The organism is Bradyrhizobium sp. CCGUVB4N, assembly GCF_024199945.1.
Lineage (GTDB): Bacteria > Pseudomonadota > Alphaproteobacteria > Rhizobiales > Xanthobacteraceae > Bradyrhizobium.
In genome coordinates this window covers 6,265,159-6,284,773 of record NZ_JANADP010000001.1, presented here as the reverse complement: position 1 = coordinate 6,284,773, position 19,615 = coordinate 6,265,159, and the positions used below count along the sequence as shown (strand labels likewise).

The following is a 19,615-nucleotide window of genomic DNA, read 5'->3' as shown; positions in this document are numbered from 1 at the left end:
TCCACGTCCAGAATAATCTACAGGCGCCGGTTGAGGACAAGGTGACAAGCGCCCGATTGGTCCTTTAAGAAGATTGCTCCGTTGACAAAACGACATGAGCGAGACTTTCACAAGCGTGTCCCAGGAAGAAGCCGGCTTTCGTGAACGTGCGCGGCTGTCGTTTGATCTCGACGCCGACATTTGCGTGATCGGGGCGGGGCTTGCCGGCCTCTCCATTGCGCTGGAGGCGGCCCGGCTCGGGGCCAGCGTCGCGGTGCTCGAGGGCCGCCATATCGGCTGGAACGCCTCCGGCAACCAGCTCGGCACCGTGACGCCGGGCTTCGCGCTGCCGCTCACGGAGCTGATCGAGCGCATCGGCTTCGAGGACGCCAGCGAATTGTGGACGCTCTCGAAGGAGGGCGCCGAGTTCGTCCGCGCCAATGCCACTGAAGAGAACATGCCGGGCATCGGCCTCACCGACGGCGTTCTGGAAGTCTCCAACGTCGATGCCGGCGACCGGCTGATCAGCCGGCTCCAGATGCTGAACGAGGATTTCGACACCGAGGTCGAGGGCTGGCAGGTCGATCGCGTTCGCGAGGCGCTCAAGACCGATCGTTACTTCCACGGCATCTACTATCCCAAAGCATTCCAGGTCGACGGCCGCAAATATGTGCATGGCCTTGCCGTGCTGGCGCGGCGCGCCGGTGCCCGCATCTTCGAGGATACGCCGGTCGTCAGCATCGATCATTCCGGTATCCGCAAGCGCATCGTCACGCCGTCGGCGCGGCTGCGCGCCACGCACATCGTGCTCGCCGGCAACATTCATCTCGGCGCGCCCTTGCGGCGCCTCTCGGAGACGCTGCTACCGGTCTGGCGCTATGCCGGTATCACCGCGCCGCTCGGCGAGCGCGTGCACGAGATCATCGGCTTCAAGGGATCCGTGATGGATTCCGATGGCGTCGATCATTTCCGCATCGTCGATGGCGATCGCCTGATGTGGGAGAGCCCGGAGACGACCTGGGCGGCGCGGCCGCAGCGATTTGCCGGCGCCGTCAAGCGGCGGATCCGCACGATCTTTCCCCAGCTCGGCAATGTCGAGATCACCGACACCTTCGGCGGTGCCACCGGCCAGACCGTGCACGGCATGCCGCAGATCGGCCAGCTGCGCAAAGGCCTGTGGGTGGCGAGCGGGTTCGGCCGCCAGGGCATGAACACCTCCGCCATGGCCGGACAGCTGATCGCACGCAGCATCCTGTGGGGCGACGAGCGCTGGAAGCTGTTCTCACCGTTCGAGCTGGTCTGGGCCGGCGGCACCACCGGACGGGTCGCAGGCCAACTGGTCGGAGTTTGGGGCAGGGCAAGTTCCGCCGCCGCGGGGTCGCTCGCCCGCTACCGCGAGCGGGCCCGGGTCAAGGACAGGGAACGCGAGGCGCGGCTGGCCGAGGCCAATCGGGCTGCCGGCACCGGTCCGCGCCGTCCGCCGCCCGGGGTTCGGCCGCGGCCGGCTCCGCAGCCGCCAGCGACGGAGCAGGCGGAACCGGCCTCCCAGGAGCAGGGCGTCTCGCAATAAGTTGAGAAAAATCCCGCCTGGAAGTGTAACGTCCGCCGTTAGAACCCGTATCTCAGGGCGTGGACTTCCTGCGCACGGAGAATGACATGTTTGACCGCCGCATCCTGTTGACGACCGTCGCCGGCCTGTTTGGCCTTTCGGCCTTCCGCTGGTTGAGGGCAACGCCCGCCGAGGCTGGAGAGAAGGCCGCGCAAAAGTTCGAGATCGAGAAGACCGACGCTGAGTGGCGGGCCCAGCTCACCCCGCAGCAATACGAGATCCTCCGCAAGGAAGGCACCGAACGGCCGGGCTCCAGCCCGCTGCTGAAGGAGCATCGCAAGGGTACCTTCGCCTGCGCCGGCTGCGATCTGCCGCTGTTCGCCTCGGAGACCAAGTTCGAGAGCGGCACGGGGTGGCCGAGCTTCTACCAGCCGATCGAGGGCAATGTGGGCAAGACCGAGGACCGCACCTTCGGCATGGTGCGCACCGAGGTGCACTGCCGTCGCTGCGGCGGCCATCTCGGCCACGTCTTCGACGACGGTCCGAAGCCGACCGGATTGCGCTACTGCATCGACGGTTTCGGGCTGGTGTTTCATCCCGCGGCGCCGTCGGCGACTTAGGGCGTTATATGAAGTGTTTCCCCGGCAATTGTTGCCGGTCCGGCAATTATGCCCCGGTCATCCGACCGGGGCATGTCTATTTAAGTCATTGATTTCCTGAGAATACCCGCATTGGCATAGACCTTGCGACGTCTCCTCCGACTGCGGCCATGGTCTGCCGGCCGCCGAGATCGGATTTGGAGACAAAGTTATGGGTATCTTCGATGCAATGAACACCTCGGTGGGTGGCCTGCAGGCGCAGTCCTACGCGCTTCAGAACATCTCGGGCAACATCGCGAACTCGTCCACCACCGGTTACAAGGGCATCGGGACCTCATTCGAAGATCTCATCCCCGACGCCTCCGTACCGAGCAAGCAGGTCGCCGGCGGCGTCACTGCGCATGCGCAGGCGACCATCACCACCCAGGGCACGATCTCGTCCTCCACCGTCGCCACCAACATGGCGATCACCGGCGACGGCTTCTTCTCGGTGCAGAAGGCGACCGGCGTCGTCGACAACGTGCCGGTATTCAACGGCGTCACGAATTACACCCGCCGCGGCGACTTCCAGGTCAACGCCAACGGCAACCTCGTCAACGGTGCCGGCTACTATTTGATGGGCGTCGCGGTCGATCCAAAGACCGGCAACCCGACCGGCAACGTGCCGACGGTGCTGCAATTCCAGAACAACTTCGTTCCGGCCCAGGCGACCACCGCGATTCAGTATGCGGCGAACCTTCCGACTCAGCCGAACACGGTGGCAAGTTCGACGGCGGCCAGCGGTTCGCTCTTGGCCAATGGTGGTCTTAATCCGTCCGACTTTGCGGCGAACCCGCTGCCGATCGGCACGCCGGCGACGCCCTATTCGGATGCCTCGATCACCGGCACGTCCGTCCACAACGAGAATACGACGCCAGTGCCGATCACCACTGCAACAAAGCTGTCGGGCACCGCGCCGAGCGACTCGCTGACGTCGAACTTCGTCGCCGGCAACACCATCGTCGTGGGCACCTCGCCCGCGACTACCATCACTATCACTGCAGCAGGCACCGGCGCGCAGGACGCAACCCACGTCCGCGCCGACGATACAGTCGGTGACCTGCTCACGGCGATCGGGACCGCCACGGGCGTGCAGCCGACCATCAACGCCTCGACCGGCGCCATCACCTTCCACACAGGCACGGCGCAGGATCTCAGCATCACGAGCACCGCGCCCGCGTTCTCAGCGCTCGGATTCACGAGCCCGGTGACCAAGGCGCGCAACGGCGGCGGCACGGCCGGCACTGGGACGGTGATCGGCAACGACATCGCGACCTTCACCAAGGAATCCATCAGCGGCGGTGCCGTGACGGCCTACAACGCGGCCGGCACGCCCGTGAACATGCAATTGCGCTGGGCCAAGACCGACAGCGCGGCACTGGGCACAGGACATACCGACAGCTGGAACTTGTTTTATCAGACCGACCCGAACGCGACCGGTACGACGGTCGGCTGGGTCAATAGCGGCCAGACCTTCACCTTTGCCAGCGACGGTTCGCTGTCGACGCCGACCGGCTCGGGCATCACCATCAACAACGTCAGCGTCAGCGGCCAATCACTCGGCTCGGTCGCTTTCAACATCTCTTCGGGTGGGTTGACGCAATATGCCAGCACCAGCGGTGCCGTCACCATCAACACCATCACGCAGAACGGCTACGCCGCCGGCCAGCTCCGTTCGGTCGCCGTCAACAACAACGGCCTCGTAGTCGGCACCTTCTCCAACGGCCAAAACCTCGACCTCGCTCAGGTGTCGCTGTCGCACTTCAATGGCACCAACTACCTCAAGGCGCTGGATGGCGGCGCCTATGCCGTCACCGATCAGTCTGGTCCGGCGATCGACGGCGCCTCGGGCACCATCAGCGGCTCGTCCCTGGAGGGATCCAACACCGACATCGCCGACGAATTCACCAAGCTGATCGTGACCCAGCAGGCCTATTCGGCCAACACCAAGGTGATCACGACGGCGAATTCGATGGTCCAGGACCTCCTCAACGTGTTGCGCTGATCAGCGCGTAACGTAACCAAAGGCGGCAAGTAAGATGGGTTTGAGTTCAGCCCTTGCCAGTGCGATGAGCGGTCTGCGTGCCAACCAGGCCGCGCTGTCGATCGTCTCGTCGAACGTCGCAAACTCGCAGACGCCGGGTTACGTCGCCCAGACGCCGAACCAGATCGAAGTCACCACGGGTGACTTCGGCTCGACCGCGAAGACGACCGGCGTCAGCCGCGACATCGACAGCTATGTGCAGAACCAGCTGCGCACCGAGACCGGCGGCAGCGGGTATGCCGACCAGATGGCCAACATTCTGAAGCAGCTTCAGAATGTCTATGGCACGCCCGGCAACAGCGGCACGCTCGAAAACGCGCTGAACAATTTCACCTCTTCGCTCCAGGCGCTCTCGACCAGTGCGGGCTCGTCGTCGGCGCAAACGGTCGCGCTCGGTGCCGCGCAGTCGCTGGCGACGCAGCTCAACGTCACCACCAAGGGCATCCAGTCGCTGCGCTCCAATGTCGAGCAGGATCTCGGCACCTCATCGCAGCAGGCCAACGCGGCGATGAGCCAGATCGCCGACATCAACACCAAGCTCCAGGGGTTGGCTCCGAGCGATCCATCCGCCGCATCTTTGATGGACCAGCGCGACCAGGCCATCAACACGCTGTCGAAATTCGTCGACGTTCGTGTCACCACCGACGGATCAAACCAGACCAACATCTATACCACCACCGGCATTCAGCTTGTCGGCGCGGGACTGGCCTCGCAGTTCTCCTTCGCATCTACCGGCACGCTTTCGGCGACCTCGCTCTACAACGTCGATCCGACCAAGTCCGGTGTGGGGGCGTTGACCATCAAGCTGCCAAACGGATCATCGCTCGACGTCGTCGCCAACAACGTTGTCTCCTCCGGCCAGATCGCAGCCGATCTCAAGCTGCGCGACCAGACGCTGGTGCAGGCGCAGAACCAGGTCGACCAGCTCGCCGCGACGATGTCGAGCGCACTGTCCGACAAGACCACGGCAGGCAGCGCGGTTGCGGGCCCGCCGGCCGGCTTCGACGTCGACCTCGCGGGTGCGGCGCCCGGCAACACCGTCAACATTACCTACACGGATACAACGACCAACACGCAGCGCCAGATCACGCTGGTCAACGTCACCGATCCGGCGGCTTTGCCGCTTCAGAACGCTGCTAACGCTAATCCGATGCAAGTTGGAGTCAATTTCTCCGCCGGCATGGGCGCGATCGCGTCGGCGCTCAGTGCCACGCTTTCCGGTGCGCATCTGTCGTTTTCCGCCGCCCCGTCGCCGGCTACCGCCACGACGTTGCGGATCACCGATGACGGCACCGGTCTCGCCAAGGTCAATTCGTCGGCCGCCACCAAGACGATCTCGTCGCTGACGTCGGGCAGCCCGCAACTGCCGCTGTTCACCGACGGCAGCACGGCGCTCTACACCGGTGCGATCACGGCGTCGGGTTCGCAGATGACCGGCCTTGCCGGCCGCATTTCGGTCAACCCGTCACTGGTCACCGATCCGACAAGGCTGTCGATCTACAGCACCTCGCCGGTGACGCCCACGGGCGACACCACGCGCTCGGACTATCTCTATTCGCAGCTCACCAACACGGTGTTTTCCTATTCACCGCAGACCGGTCTCGGCTCGGCGAGCCAGCCGTTCACCGGCAGCGTCTCGAACTATCTGCAGCAGTTCCTGAGCGTGCAGGCCAACGCCTCGACCCAGGCGACCGCGCTCCAGCAGGGCCAGAGCGTCGTGGTTTCGACGCTCCAGGCCAAGTTCAACTCGACCTCCAGCGTCAACCTGGACTCGGAGATGTCGAACCTGATCCAGCTTCAAAATGCCTATGCCGCCAACGCCCACGTCATGTCGGTGGTGCAGAGCATGATGAATACGTTGATCCAGGCTCAAGGGTAATCAGTAGGGCGCTGAAACATGTCGATCAGCAGCATTAATTACGGCTCGTCAGTCCTCGGCGCGCAGATCCGCAACATCAACCAGCAGCTCACCGACCTGTCGACGCAGCTCTCGACCGGCAAGCTGTCGCAGAATTATTCAGGCATGGGCACCAACGAAGGCTTTGCGATCGCCTCGCGCGCGCAGCTTTCGAACATCGCCGCCTATACGGACACGATCACCAACGTCAACGTCAACATCAACCTCGCCAACACCGCGCTGCAGTCACTGACCACGATCCGCAACACTGTGCAGACGGGCTCGGCCACCTCGTCGCAGGATCTCAACGTCAACGGCCAGACGGTGGCGCAGAACACCGCCGCCGCGCAGTTCGGCTCGATGGTCGGCGTTCTCAACACGCAGTCCGGCAACCGCTACCTGTTCTCCGGCACCGCCTACAACACGCAATCGGTCGCCAACGCCGGCGACATCATCAACGGCACGACGACGCAGGCCGGCCTGAAGCAAGTCATGGCGGAGCGCCAGGCGGCTGACCTCGGCACCAATGGCATGGGGCGGCTTGTGCAGTCGACGCTGCCCTCGGGCGCGATCCAGGTGCAGGAGGATTCGGCGACGTCGCCGTTCGGGCTCAAGATCGCGGCGGTCTCCTCGACACTAACGGGTGCGACCGTGACCGGCCCAAGCGGCTCGCCGGTGTCGTTCTCGGTCAATCTCAACGGCGTCAATCCGAAGAACGGCGACAAGCTCAGCGTACAGTTCACGCTGCCGGATGGTTCGACCGAGCAGATCGACCTGACGGCGTCCAGCGCTACGCCGACGCCGGTCGGCAGCTTTGCGATCGATCCCGGCAACCCCAATGTCATTCCGGCGGTACCACCCAACCCAGCCATTACCTCGTCGAACCTCAACACCGCGCTGAACACCGCGATCACGAAGCTCGCCAACACCTCGCTGGTGGCAGCATCGGCCGTTGCCGCCGGCGACAATTTCTTCAATACGGCGGGATCGGCCACCGCGAATGCGGCGGCCACCGGCAATCTGAGCTCCTATACCTCGACGACCGGAACAGGCTCGGTCGCGTTGCAGGACAGCGCATTGGCGGCTGCGTCGACGGCCACGTCGCTCGATTCTTCGGCGACACCCCATCTCAACGGAACCATTCTCAACGCGCTCGCCAACGCTCCGACCGGTACCACTCTGACCATCACCGGCGCGAGCGGCGCCCACACGATCACCTTCGACCCCACCGTCACCACGGTCACGACGGCCAGCGGCAATACCACGATCGGACTGGCGTCGGGGAGCACCGCGAAGGTGTCTGATATCTTGAATGCGATCGCGACGGCCGCAGGCGTCCCCTCCGCCAACGTGACCCTGAGCGCCAGCGGCAATATCCAGATCGCCACTGGCACCGGCACAGACGTGGCGGTCACCGGCGGTGCGGCGGCCACGGCGCTCGGTCTCAGCAGCGTGACGCGCGGCAGCGTGCCGTCGACGGCTCCGATCACAGGTTCAACTGTGCTGAGCGGCACTGCGACGACGGGCGGTCCCTCAGTCCTCTCGACGGCGTTCCAGGCGGGGTCGGCGGGTCCGCCTGCCGTTAGCCCCGATACGATTACGGTGAACGGTCAGACGCTGACCTTTGTCGCCTCGGGCGCCACCGGCCCGAACCAGATCAACATTACCGACAATGTCTCAACTCTGCTTAGCAAGATCGATCAGCTCACTGGCACCTCGAAACCATCGACCATCCATGGTGGCGTGATCACGATCAACACGGACGATCCCGGCAGCCTCAACATCACGAGCTCGAACAGCACGGCGTTCGCGGCGCTCGGCTTCACGTCCTCCCCGGTCACGGCGGCAAAGGCTCCGCTGCGCGTCGGCTCGTCGCCGGCAAGCTCGGCGACGACGCTGGTGAACGGCACGGCCAACACCGTGAAATGGTACACCGGCAATGACGGGCCGGGCTCGGCGCGCTCGACCGCGGTGGCGCGGGTCGATGATTCCGTCACGGTGCAATATGGCGCCCAGGCCGACGAGGACGCGATCCGCAAGCAGCTGCAGGCGGTCGCCGTGTACGGCACGTTCTCGACGTCGCCGACCGGGCAGTATTCGGGCGCGCAAGTCGCTGCGCTGAGCCTGCGTACCACCCAGGCGCTGACCCCGCAGGCGGGCCAACAGAAAATCGAGGACATCCAGACCGACATCGCGATGGCCCAGAACACCATGAAGGACGCGACTACGCGCCAGACCCAGGCCAAGGCGCAGCTGCAGAACATCGTCGATCAGGCGGAGTCGGCCTCGCCCGACCAGGTGGCGAGCGAAATCCTGTCGCTTCAGAACGCGCTGCAGGCGTCTTACCAGACTACCGCCAACCTCGCGCAGCTCTCGTTGGTCAAGTACCTGTAAGGGCGCATTAAGGCGCCGTTAACCATGCCTGTTTACCTCTTGGTGAGGATTTGAGCGGGGGCGGAGCCGTCAATGTCGGACAAGGTGCAACTGGTGGTGGCTACGCCATGCTTCGGCGGGCAGGTGTCGAGCATTTACGCGAGCTCGATCTTCGCGCTGCAGCGCGCCGTGCATGGCATGTCCAATCTCGGGCTCAAGGTGCACTTGCGCGACGGCGACGCGCTGATCACGCGCGCGCGGGCCAATCTGGTCGCGATGTTCCTGGACGACCCGGACGCGACGCATTTCCTGTTCATCGACGCCGATATCGGCTTCAAGCCGGAGCAGGTCTTCCGGTTGATCGAATCCGGCGCCGACGTTGTCGCCGGCTGCTATCCGATCAAGCGGGTCAATTGGGACAAGGCGACGCGCGCGATCAAGGCGGGACGGACCGACGTCACGGCGGCCTCGCTCGACTACGTGCTCGAGATCGAGGATCCCGACCGCATCGTGGTGGTCAACGGCTTTACCCGCGTGCGCTATGCCGGCACCGGTTTCCTGATGATCCGGCGCCAGGCGCTGGAGGCGATGTGCCGCCATCCGGACTATGCCAATCTGCAATTCTTCCGCGAGCATTCGCATGACTCGCTGGTCGCGAGCCAGAACCGCTTCGCACTGTTCGAATGCATGATCGATCCGGCGACCGGCACCTATCTCTCGGAAGACTTCGCCTTCTGCAAGCGCTGGACCGATATCGGCGGCGAGATCTGGGCCGACATCCAGAGCTCGCTCGACCACGTCGGTCCTTCGGTGTTCCATGGCGACATCGCCTCGCAATTCGCGCCAGCCCCTGCGGCGGCGGCTGACGCGGCGTGAGCCTGTCGGGATGAGCATCGGCGCATCCCACCTCGCAGATATCGAGCGAGCGTCCGAGGGCGGCTCGCGCTATCGCTTGCGTGATCTCTTCACGCCGCTGGATACGCTGCTGGTCTCCGGCGGCGACCAGCGGCTGGCGCTCGACCCGAGGGAGCGCGTCAATGCCTATGGCTGCGCGCCGTCGCCCGAACCCGAGATCTGGAATTTCGCCTCATCGACTGCGTCGACGATCTCGCAGGCAGGCTATGACCGAGCCGCGCTGGCGCGCGAGGAGCTGGTCCATAAATCGCTGTTCGACGAAGTCGAGATCGCCTTCGACCGGCGCTGCGAGGACCTGCGCGACGAACTGCGCGGGCACTTCCAGCTCTCGCCGCGCGTCGATGTCGTGTTCTCGCCATCGGGTACCGATTCCCAGCTCCATGCCTTGTTCCTGGCGCACGCGGTGCTTGGAGGACCGCCCGTGTCCATCGTGGTCGGGGCCGACCAGACCGGCAGCGGAACGGCTCATACCGCACGCGGGCACCATTTCAGCACGATGACGGCGAGCGGCGTTGCTGTGCGAAAGGACGCTGCGATCGCGGGTCTTTCCGGCGACAGCATCGCGGTACCGCTGCTCGACGCCACGTCCGGCCTCGCGATGCGCACCGACGCGGATGCCGAGGTCATGCGTGCAATCGAGGACAGCCTCGCGCAAGGCCGGCGCGTTTTGTTGCACATTATGGATTCGTCAAAGCTCGGCTGGCGTGCGCCGAGCGCCGCCTGTCTCGATGAGATCGCGCGGCGCTGGCCGCGCAAGGTTCAGGTCGTCGTCGATGCCTGTCAGGCGCGGCTTGGCCGTCGCCGGCTGCGCTCCTATCTCGATCGCGGTTACATGGTGCTGATCACCGGCTCGAAGTTCTTCGGCGGTCCTGCCTTCAGCGGTGCACTGCTGGTGCCGAAAGGACTGTCGCGCGCGCTCGACCGGATTGAAGGGATCGCGCCGGGCTTCTTCGATTATGCCGGCCGCTGCGACTGGCCGATGATGTGGACGGCGCTGCGCTCGCGCTTCGAACGCCGTCCGAATTTCGGCCAGTGGCTGCGCTGGGAAGCGGCGCTGGCCGAGATCGGCAACTACTACGCCGTGCCGGGGGCGTTCCGTGCCAAGGCGGTCGCCGAGCTTGCAGCCGGCATCGGCAGCATGATCGCGCTGTCGCCGTCGCTGCGCGCCGTACCGGCGGCCCTCGACGAGGCGGGCGTGGACGACGAGGAATTCGCGCGGCCTACGATCTTTCCATTCACGCTGCTTCGTAACGGCAAGCCGGTATCCATCGCCGATACCAGCGCCGTTCATCGCGCTCTGGCGCGGGACATGAACGACGACATCGTCGGGAGCGTGGCGGACCGGCAGGTTGCCGCACAACGCTGTCTCGTCGGCCAGCCGGTGCGGTTGGAGCAACCGGACGGCGCGCCGCAGGCTGCGTTGCGCCTTTGCATCGGCGCACGGCTCGTCACCGACGCCTGGTCGCCGGACGGCGCGCAAGCGCAACACAATGTGCAGCATATCCTCGATCGCATCGCCCACGTCCTGGTGAAGACCGAGCTGCTGCTTGACCATACCGCCGCTGTGCCGGCGTAGCCCTCATAGGTGTGAGATGTTGCATCCGCTTGCCGCGCCGAACTTTGCCGATCGCATCGGCTTTGCGCATTTGACCCGCCAGGCCTTCGAGGGCATCGATCTGCACCCGTTGCGCGAGCGGTTGCTGGCGCGGATCGCGGAGGGGACGGCGCAGGCTGGCGAGGGATTGGATCTGTCGCTGATCGCCCAGCTGATGGGCGAGAAGGAAGCAGGCCTCGTGATCCAGTCCGAGGTGCTCTCCTTCCATCAATTGTTTCGCACGCCGTCTGCGGCGCCGAAGCCCGGCTTGCGCGTGCTTGCGCTTGCGGCCGACATCGACATGGGCGGCAACACGCCGATCGAATTTCTGCTCGAAGGCTCCGATATCGAACTCCTGACGCTCTATGTGACCAAAGACAAGGGTCTGCCGGAAACGCTGCCTGAGCACGACGTTGCCATCGTGGTCGCATCCGACTCCGAGGAATGCCGCGAAGCGCTGGCGATGATCGAGAAAGCCGCGCCGCGCTGGCCGCGACCGCTGCTCAATCGCCCCGAGTTGATCGGCAATCTCGATCGCGACAAGCTCTACCGGTTGCTGGCTGATATCCCCGGTCTCGACATTCCCGTGACCGCCAACGCGACGCGTGCGCAATTGACGGCTCTTTCGGAAGGGCGGATCGCTTGCGCGGAGATCTCGGGCGAATTGCATTTTCCGATGATCGCACGGCCGCGCGGCACGCATGCCGGCGTCGGGCTTGCGAAGGTTGACGATGCTACGGCGCTCGCGGCCTATCTTGCCGAACGGCAGGAGCTGGATTTCTTCGTGGCGCGTTTCGTCAACTACGCGAGCCCCGACGGACTCTTTCGCAAGATCCGGCTCACCATGGTCGACGGCAAGCCTTATGCCTGCCACATGGCGATCGCCGATCGCTGGGACATCTGGTATCTCAACGCCTACATGGCGTTCAGCGAAGAGAAGCGCGCCGAAGAAGCCATCTTCATGCAAGACTTCGATCGCGCCTTCGCAACACGTCACCAGAATGCACTCGACGAGATGAGCCGGCGCGTCGGCCTCGATTACTTCATCGTCGATTGCGCCGAGAACCAGAACGGCGAGCTCCTGGTGTTCGAGGCCGACAACACCGCCGTCGTGCACAACATGGATTCGCCGGTGGTGTTTCCGTACAAGCCGCCGCAGATGCGCAAGATCTTTGCCGCGTTCACCGCGATGCTGTCGCGGCATGCCAAAGCGGGCGTGGAGAGTGCAGCATGAACGAGATCATCCGCAACGCGCAGGCATCTGTCACGAACGGATCGCTCGATCCGCAGGACTGGAGCGAGTTTCGTGCACTCGCCCATCGCATGCTGGACGAGGCGATCGACGGCATCGCCAATGTCCGCGCGCGGCCGGTCTGGCAGCCGATCCCCGACGAGGTTCGCGCGGCAGTCCGGACCGACGTGCCACGCGAAGCGACGTCTCTCGCCGACGTCTATCGCGAATTCTCCGAGCACGTCGCGCCTTACGCGACCGGCAACGTTCATCCCGGCTTCATGGGCTGGGTGCATGGCGGCGGCACCGCCGTCGGCATGGTCGCGGAGATGCTTGCAGCAGGCCTCAATGCCAATCTCGGCGGACGCGATCACATGCCGATCGAGGTCGAGCGTCAGATCGTCGCGTGGATGCGCGGCTTGTTCGGCTTTCCGGAAGGTGCGAGCGGCATTTTCGTCACCGGTACGTCGATGGCCAATCTGATGGCGGTGCTGGTGGCGCGCACCAGCGCGCTCGGTACGCTGGCGCGCCAACACGGCATCGGCAATGACGGGACGTTGCTCACGGCCTATGCGTCGAAGGCCGCGCATGGCTGTATCTCCCGCGCGATGGACATCGCTGGCTTCGGCACCGACGCGCTGCGCAAGATTGGTGTCGACACCGATCATCGCATCGATGTCGCCGCGCTGCGCGCGCAGATCGCTGTTGATCGTGAGGTCGGCTTCAAGCCCTTCCTGGTCACGGCATCGGCCGGCACGGTCGACATCGGCGCGATCGACGATCTCAAGGCGATCGCAGATCTGTGCCGCGAAGAGGGCATCTGGTTTCACGTCGATGGTGCCTTTGGTGCGCTCGCGATCCTCTCGCCCGAGCTTGCGCCGCTGCTCGCTGGCATCGAGCTTGCGGATTCGATCGCGCTCGACTTCCACAAATGGGGGCAGGTGCCTTATGACGCCGGCTTCCTGCTGGTGCGTGACGGTGAACGGCATCGGCAGGCCTTTGCACAGCCGGCGGCCTATCTGAGCCGCGAGGCGAGGGGGCTTGCGGCCGGTGCTGTCTGGCCGTGCGATCTCGGTCCGGATCTGTCGCGCGGTTTTCGCGCGCTGAAGACGTGGTTCACGCTGAAGACATTCGGCACCGACCGGCTGGGTGAGGTGATCGCACGCAGCTGCGCGCTCGCGCGATATCTCGAGACGCGCGTGCTCGCCGAGCCCCGGCTCGAATTGCTCGCGCCGGTCAATCTCAACATCGTCTGCTTCCGCTATCGCGCCGACGATGCGATCAATCGGGAGATTGTCGCCGATGTCCAGGAGTCCGGCATTGCCGCACCGTCAAGCACGACGCTGGACGGCAGGTTCGCGATCCGCGCGGCGATCGTCAATCATCGCACCGCGGAGACGGACATCGACGCGCTGGTGTCGGCCGTGATCAAGTTCGGTACGCGGCGGACCGGCGGATTGATCGAGGTCGCTGCGCCGCCGCTCGCGGCGCAGTGATATCAGAGAGCGTCAAAATAAAGCCGCCCCGGACATGGTCCGGGGCGGCTTCGTTTCAGATGTGCGAAGCGCTCAGGCGGCCGAGCTGACGTCACCCTTGATGCCACCCTTTGGGTGGGTGGCCTCGAACTGCTCACGCAGCTTGTCTTCATAGGCGATCAGCTTGCGGGCATCCTTCAGGGCCCGGTAGAGATCGCCGCTCATGATGTGGTTGTTGATCTCTTCGATGATCGGCCAGGCGCTTGGCACGGCGGTGACGATGTCGCGTACCAGGTTGAAATAGGTGCCGTGCTGGCCCTGCGGATCCGGCGAGATGTACATGAGCTGGACCGCCAGATAGACGAGCTTGGCGGGCGTATCCGCGGTCTCGGGCGTGAGGATATCGCGCTCGCGCAGGATCGGCACGTTCTCGCCGTCGATCAGAAGGCGGGCGCGCTGGTCGGTGTTGGTGATGACGCAGTTCCCGACAATGATGCGTTCGTGCGGCCTGAGCTCGACCTTGAGGGCCATTTGCCTGTTCTCCATCAACGCTTTCGTAACCGAAGCGCGTGTTGCGGCGTATCAGGGTGCAATACTCCCTCAACATTAGTTAACGAGTTGTGAATCCGGGCCAGCGCCACGGAAAAGCTCAATCATATCAATGTTGAAATTGCCCGGCGGCGCCGCGTCACGTCGGCACTGATTGCCCGAATCACGCCGCGACTCAGCGAAAGCGGCGATTTCATTTCATGCTTCGTTAGATTCTCGGCGCCACGGTCCGCCGGTCGCTGGATCAATCAAGATCCATGCAGACGCGTAACAGTAGCGTCGTTTACCAGAAAGGTAACAGAGTTATGTCCGGTATCGTCCTCTCGGCATCGGTTCGTCAGAACCTCCTCTCCCTCCAGTCCACCGCTGATCTTCTCGCCACCACGCAGAACCGTCTGTCGACGGGCAAGAGCGTGAACTCGGCCCTGGACAATCCGACCAACTTCTTCACGGCACAGTCGCTCGACAACCGCGCCAGCGACATCAACAACCTCCTCGACAACATCGGCAACGGCGTGCAGGTGCTGCAGGCTGCCAACACCGGCATCACCTCGCTGCAGAAGCTCGTCGACTCCGCCAAGTCGATCGCCAACCAGGCGCTGCAGACCACCGTCGGCTATTCCACCAAGTCCAACGTCTCCACCACGATCTCCGGTGCGACGGCGGCCGACCTGCGTGGCACGACCTCGTTTGCGAGCACGGTTGCGAGCAGCAACGTTCTGTTCGACGGCACCGCCGGCGGCACGCACGCTGCGAGCGGCACCACGACCCTCGGTGCGACCCAGGGCGTTCTCACCGGTGCGACGGCAACCGCCGGCGACGGTTCGACGGCCATCACGGCGGGCATCACGCTGCTCGGCACCGGTGCTGCGACCGCGACCGGCCTGGTCGGCAACGCCCAGCCCTCGGACGGCGACACGCTGACCGTCAACGGTCACACGATCACCTTCCGCTCCGGCGTGGCTCCGACCTCCTCGACCGTTGCCAGCGGCCTCGGCGCCAGCGGCAACATCACCACCGACGGCGCGGGCAACTCGACCGTCTATCTGGGCGACACCACGACGCCGAAGGGGACGGTCGGTGACCTCGTCACCGCGATCGACCTTGCCAGCGGCGTGAAGGTTGCGTCGATCACCTCCGGTGCGGCGACGATCTCCCAGAGCGCCAACGCGACCGCCGTTTCGGACGTCGGTGTCACGACGGCCAGCAAGCTCACGCTGCACAGCTCGAGCGGTGCCGACCTGAGCATCACCGGTAAGGCCGACCTGCTGAAGGCCCTCGGCCTGTCCACCGCCACCGGCGGCGGCAACGCGACGGTGAACGTGAACCGCACCACCAGCTCCGGCTCGCTGGGTCAGCAGATCCAGGACGGCTCGACGCTGAACGTCGACGGTCATGTCATCACCTTCAAGAACGGCGCTGTTCCGGGCTCCACGGGTGCTCCGGCGATCCCGAGCGGCTCCGGCGTCAGCGGCAACGTCCTCACCGACGGTGCCGGCAACTCGACGGTCTATCTGTCGTCCGGCACGATCTCCGACGTGCTGAACGCGATCGATCTTGCCTCCGGCGTGCAGACCGCGACCATCGCGGCCAACGGCACGGCGACGCTGAAGACCGCGACCGGCCAGACCAACTCGTCGATCAACGCCTCGGGCCAGCTCAAGGTCTCGACCGGCGTGAATGCCGACCTGTCGATCACTGGCACGGGCAATGCGCTGAACGTGCTCGGCTTCGCCGGCAACACCGGCACCGGGACCGCGTTCACCGCGGCTCGCACCTCGGGCATCGGCGGCATTGCCGGCAAGACCTTGACCTTCTCCTCCTTCAATGGTGGCACGGCGGTCAACGTTACCTTCGGCGACGGCACCAACGGCACGGTCAAGACGCTCGATCAGCTCAATTCGCAGCTCCAGGCCAACAACCTGTCTGCGACGATCGACGCCAACGGCCTGCTGACGGTCTCGAGCACCAATGACTACGCGTCCTCGACCATCGGTTCGAGCGCCGCGGGCGGTGTCATCGGTGGTACGCTGACCTCGGCGCTGACGTTCTCGACGGCTTCCAGCCCCGTCCAGGACACGGTTGCCCAGACGGCTCGCGCCAACCTGGTGTCTCAGTACAACAACATCCTGAGCCAGATCGACTCGACCTCGCAGGACTCCTCGTTCAACGGCGTCAACCTCTTGAACGGCGACCAGCTCAAGCTGACGTTCGACGAGACCGGCAAGTCGAGCCTGAACATCACGGGTGTGACCTACAACTCGAAGGGCCTGGGTCTTGCCTCGTTGACCAACGGTGTCGACTTCATCGACAACGCTGCGACCAACAAGGTGCTGACCAACCTGAACGCTGCGTCGAGCACGCTGCGCTCGGAAGCGTCGACCCTCGGTTCGAACCTCTCGGTGGTGCAGGTGCGTCAGGACTTCAACAAGAACCTGATCAACGTGCTGCAGACCGGCTCGTCGAACCTGACGTTGGCCGACACCAACGTCGAAGCGGCGAACAGCCAGGCGCTGTCGACCCGTCAGTCGATCGCGGTCTCCGCGCTGTCGCTGGCCAACCAGTCGCAGCAGAGCGTGCTGCAGCTGCTCCGCTAACAAGCGGACGACATCGCAAGCAAGATCCGGCGGCGGGGCTTCGGCCCCGCCGCTTTCTTTTTGCGCGGCATTACGGTGTCGCTGCCTCGGATAAAGACGATGCCTTCGAAGGCAAGCAGTTTGTGTACTGCGCGTTATGGTTGACAAATGGCAAATGTCCTGCCGCTGCACCAACGCGCCTAGATGGAGACAATGCAATTGAATGCAGCGAATTGCTCACTCTGAGTTATGGTTGACAAGTGGCAAACGCGCCGCCGCTGCATCGAAAAGCATCATTCGATCATGACGATAGAAGCGGGCGCGATGCGGTGCGAAGCGCGCATATGGTGAATCCAAGCAAGGACTCGCGCGACACGCTTCATGCTTTGTTAGCCCTCAACGTTCACCGTCCCGGCATCGATTAATCCTAATCGAAGTTTGTTGCGTTGCGTACCAGAAGGGTAACACTCAATGTCCGGTATTGTTCTCTCCTCATCGGTTCGTCAGAACCTGCTCTCCCTCCAGTCCACCGCTGATCTTCTCGCCACCACGCAGAGCCGTCTGTCGACCGGCAAGAGCGTCAACTCGGCGCTGGACAATCCCACCAACTTCTTCACCGCCCAGTCGCTCGACAACCGCGCCAGCGACATCAACAACCTGCTCGATGGCATCGCTAACGGCGTGCAGGTGCTGCAGGCTGCCAACACCGGCATCACCTCGCTGCAGAAGCTGATCGATAGCGCGAAGTCGATCGCCAACCAGGCGCTGCAGACCACCGTCGGCTATTCCACCAAGTCCAACGTCTCCACCACGATCTCCGGTGCGACGGCCGCCGACCTGCGTGGCACGACCTCGTTTGCGAGCACGGTTGCGAGCAGCAACGTCCTGTTCGACGGCACCGCCGGCGGCACGCACGCTGCGAGCGGCACCACGACCCTCGGTGCGACCCAGGGCGTTCTCACCGGTGCGACGGCAACCGCCGGCGACGGTTCGACGGCCATCACGGCGGGCATCACGCTGCTCGGCACCGGTGCTGCGACCGCGACCGGCCTGGTCGGCAACGCCCAGCCCTCGGACGGCGACACGCTGACCGTCAACGGTCACACGATCACCTTCCGCTCCGGCGTGGCTCCGACCTCCTCGACCGTTGCCAGCGGCCTCGGCGCCAGCGGCAACATCACCACCGACGGCGCGGGCAACTCGACCATCTACCTGGGCGACACCACGACGCCGAAGGGGACGGTCGGTGATCTCACCACCGCGATCGACCTCGCCAGCGGCGTGAAGGTTGCGTCGATCACCTCCGGTGCGGCGACGATCTCCCAGAGCGCCAACGCGACCGCCGTTTCGGACGTCGGTGTCACGACGGCCAGCAAGCTCACGCTGCATAGCTCGAGCGGTGCTGATCTCAGCATCACCGGTAAGGCCGACCTGCTGAAGGCCCTCGGCCTGTCCACCGCCACCGGCGGCGGCAACGCGACGGTGAACGTGGACCGCACCACCAGCTCCGGCTCGCTGGGTCAGCAGATCCAGGACGGCTCGACGCTGAACGTCGACGGTCATGTCATCACCTTCAAGAACGGCGCCGTTCCGGGCTCCACGGGTGCTCCGGCGATCCCGAGCGGCGCCGGCGTCAGCGGCAACGTCCTCACCGACGGTGCCGGCAACTCGACGGTCTATCTGTCGTCCGGCACGGTCTCCGACGTGCTGAACGCGATCGACCTCGCCACCGGCGTGCAGACCGCGACCATCGCGGCCAACGGCACGGCGACGCTGAAGACCGCGACCGGCCAGACCAACTCGTCGATCAACGCCTCGGGCCAGCTCAAGGTCTCGACCGGCGTGAATGCCGACCTGTCGATCACCGGCACGGGCAATGCGCTGAACGTGCTCGGCTTCGCCGGCAACACCGGCACCGGGACCGCGTTCACCGCGGCCCGCACCTCGGGCATCGGCGGCATCACCGGCAAGACCTTGACCTTCTCCTCCTTCAACGGTGGCACGGCAGTCAACGTTACCTTCGGCGACGGCACCAACGGCACGGTCAAGACGCTCGATCAGCTCAACTCGCAGCTCCAGGCCAACAACCTGACCGCGACGATCGACGCCAACGGCCTGCTGACGGTCTCGAGCACCAATGACTACGCGTCCTCGACCATCGGTTCGAGTGCCGCGGGCGGCGTCATCGGTGGTACACTCACCACTTCGCTGACGTTCTCGACGGCGTCTACGCCCACGCAAGATACTGTTGCCCAGACGGCCCGTACCAATCTGGTCAGCCAGTACAACAACATCCTCCAGCAGATCGACTCGACCTCGCTCGACTCGTCTTTCAACGGTGTCAACCTCTTGAACGGCGATCAGCTCAAGCTGGTGTTCGATGAAACCGGAAAGTCAAACCTCAACATCACCGGCGTGACCTACAACTCGAAGGGTCTGGGCCTCGCTGCGCTGACAGGCGGTGTCGACTTCATCGACAACGCCGCGACCAACAAGGTGCTGACCAACCTGAACTCCGCGTCGAGCACGCTGCGTTCGGAAGCCTCCGCCTTGGGTTCGAACCTGACGATCGTGCAGGTTCGTCAGGACTTCAACAAGAACCTGATCAACGTGCTGCAGACCGGCTCGTCGAACCTGACGTTGGCCGACACCAACGTCGAAGCGGCGAACAGCCAGGCGCTGTCGACCCGTCAGTCGATCGCGGTCTCCGCGCTGTCGCTGGCCAACCAGTCGCAGCAGAGCGTGCTGCAGCTGCTCCGCTAACAAGCGGACGACATCGCAAGCAAGATCCAGGC

The 19,615-nt window shown here is 64.4% G+C and carries 12 protein-coding genes; 11 read left to right on the top strand and 1 reads right to left on the bottom strand.

Annotated elements, in window-relative coordinates; all coding sequences use genetic code 11:
* Window positions 1-94: 94 nt before the first annotated feature.
* The 9 genes from NLM31_RS29230 to NLM31_RS29190 all read left to right on the top strand — a co-directional run bounded on the left by NLM31_RS29230 (window position 95) and on the right by NLM31_RS29190 (window position 13,716).
* Complete coding sequence (locus tag NLM31_RS29230; protein ID WP_254194502.1) at window positions 95-1,549, top strand: FAD-binding oxidoreductase; 1,455 nt, start codon at window positions 95-97, stop codon at window positions 1,547-1,549.
* 86 nt (window positions 1,550-1,635) lie between these two features.
* Window positions 1,636-2,148: a peptide-methionine (R)-S-oxide reductase MsrB gene (msrB, locus tag NLM31_RS29225; RefSeq protein ID WP_254132605.1), complete on the top strand. Its 513-nt coding sequence runs from the start codon at window positions 1,636-1,638 to the stop codon at window positions 2,146-2,148.
* A 190-nt stretch (window positions 2,149-2,338) separates the two neighbouring features.
* A complete protein-coding gene (locus NLM31_RS29220; protein ID WP_254132604.1) occupies window positions 2,339-4,171 on the top strand; it encodes a flagellar hook protein FlgE in 1,833 nt (610 codons plus the stop codon).
* 34 nt (window positions 4,172-4,205) lie between these two features.
* On the top strand, window positions 4,206-6,089 hold the full coding sequence (gene flgK, locus NLM31_RS29215; protein ID WP_254132603.1) for a flagellar hook-associated protein FlgK: 1,884 nt from the start codon (window positions 4,206-4,208) through the stop codon (window positions 6,087-6,089).
* Between the two features lie 18 nt (window positions 6,090-6,107).
* Window positions 6,108-8,501: a flagellar hook associated protein gene (locus tag NLM31_RS29210; RefSeq protein ID WP_254194501.1), complete on the top strand. Its 2,394-nt coding sequence runs from the start codon at window positions 6,108-6,110 to the stop codon at window positions 8,499-8,501.
* A gap of 72 nt (window positions 8,502-8,573) precedes the next feature.
* Window positions 8,574-9,356, top strand: coding sequence for a hypothetical protein (locus NLM31_RS29205; protein ID WP_254194500.1), 783 nt, complete (start codon window positions 8,574-8,576; stop codon window positions 9,354-9,356).
* Window positions 9,357-9,366: 10 nt separating this feature from the next.
* Window positions 9,367-10,971, top strand: coding sequence for a hypothetical protein (locus NLM31_RS29200; RefSeq protein ID WP_254194499.1), 1,605 nt, complete (start codon window positions 9,367-9,369; stop codon window positions 10,969-10,971).
* Between the two features lie 16 nt (window positions 10,972-10,987).
* Window positions 10,988-12,223: a RimK family alpha-L-glutamate ligase gene (locus NLM31_RS29195; RefSeq protein WP_254194498.1), complete on the top strand. Its 1,236-nt coding sequence runs from the start codon at window positions 10,988-10,990 to the stop codon at window positions 12,221-12,223.
* On the top strand, window positions 12,220-13,716 hold the full coding sequence (locus NLM31_RS29190) for an aspartate aminotransferase family protein (protein ID WP_254194497.1): 1,497 nt from the start codon (window positions 12,220-12,222) through the stop codon (window positions 13,714-13,716). The genes NLM31_RS29195 and NLM31_RS29190 overlap by 4 nt, the downstream gene beginning before the upstream one ends.
* A gap of 72 nt (window positions 13,717-13,788) precedes the next feature.
* On the opposite strand, the gene flbT is transcribed toward NLM31_RS29190, so the two are convergent.
* On the bottom strand, window positions 13,789-14,226 hold the full coding sequence (gene flbT, locus NLM31_RS29185) for a flagellar biosynthesis repressor FlbT (RefSeq protein WP_254194496.1): 438 nt from the start codon (window positions 14,224-14,226) through the stop codon (window positions 13,789-13,791).
* A 323-nt stretch (window positions 14,227-14,549) separates the two neighbouring features.
* Here flbT and NLM31_RS29180 point away from each other — a divergent pair, with 323 nt between their 5' ends.
* Both NLM31_RS29180 and NLM31_RS29175 read left to right on the top strand, forming a co-directional pair.
* Window positions 14,550-16,841: a DUF1522 domain-containing protein gene (locus tag NLM31_RS29180; RefSeq protein WP_254194495.1), complete on the top strand. Its 2,292-nt coding sequence runs from the start codon at window positions 14,550-14,552 to the stop codon at window positions 16,839-16,841.
* 450 nt (window positions 16,842-17,291) lie between these two features.
* Entirely contained in the window at window positions 17,292-19,583 is a 2,292-nt protein-coding gene (locus tag NLM31_RS29175; RefSeq protein ID WP_254194494.1) for a DUF1522 domain-containing protein, read from the top strand.
* The last annotated feature ends 32 nt before the right edge of the window (window positions 19,584-19,615 follow it).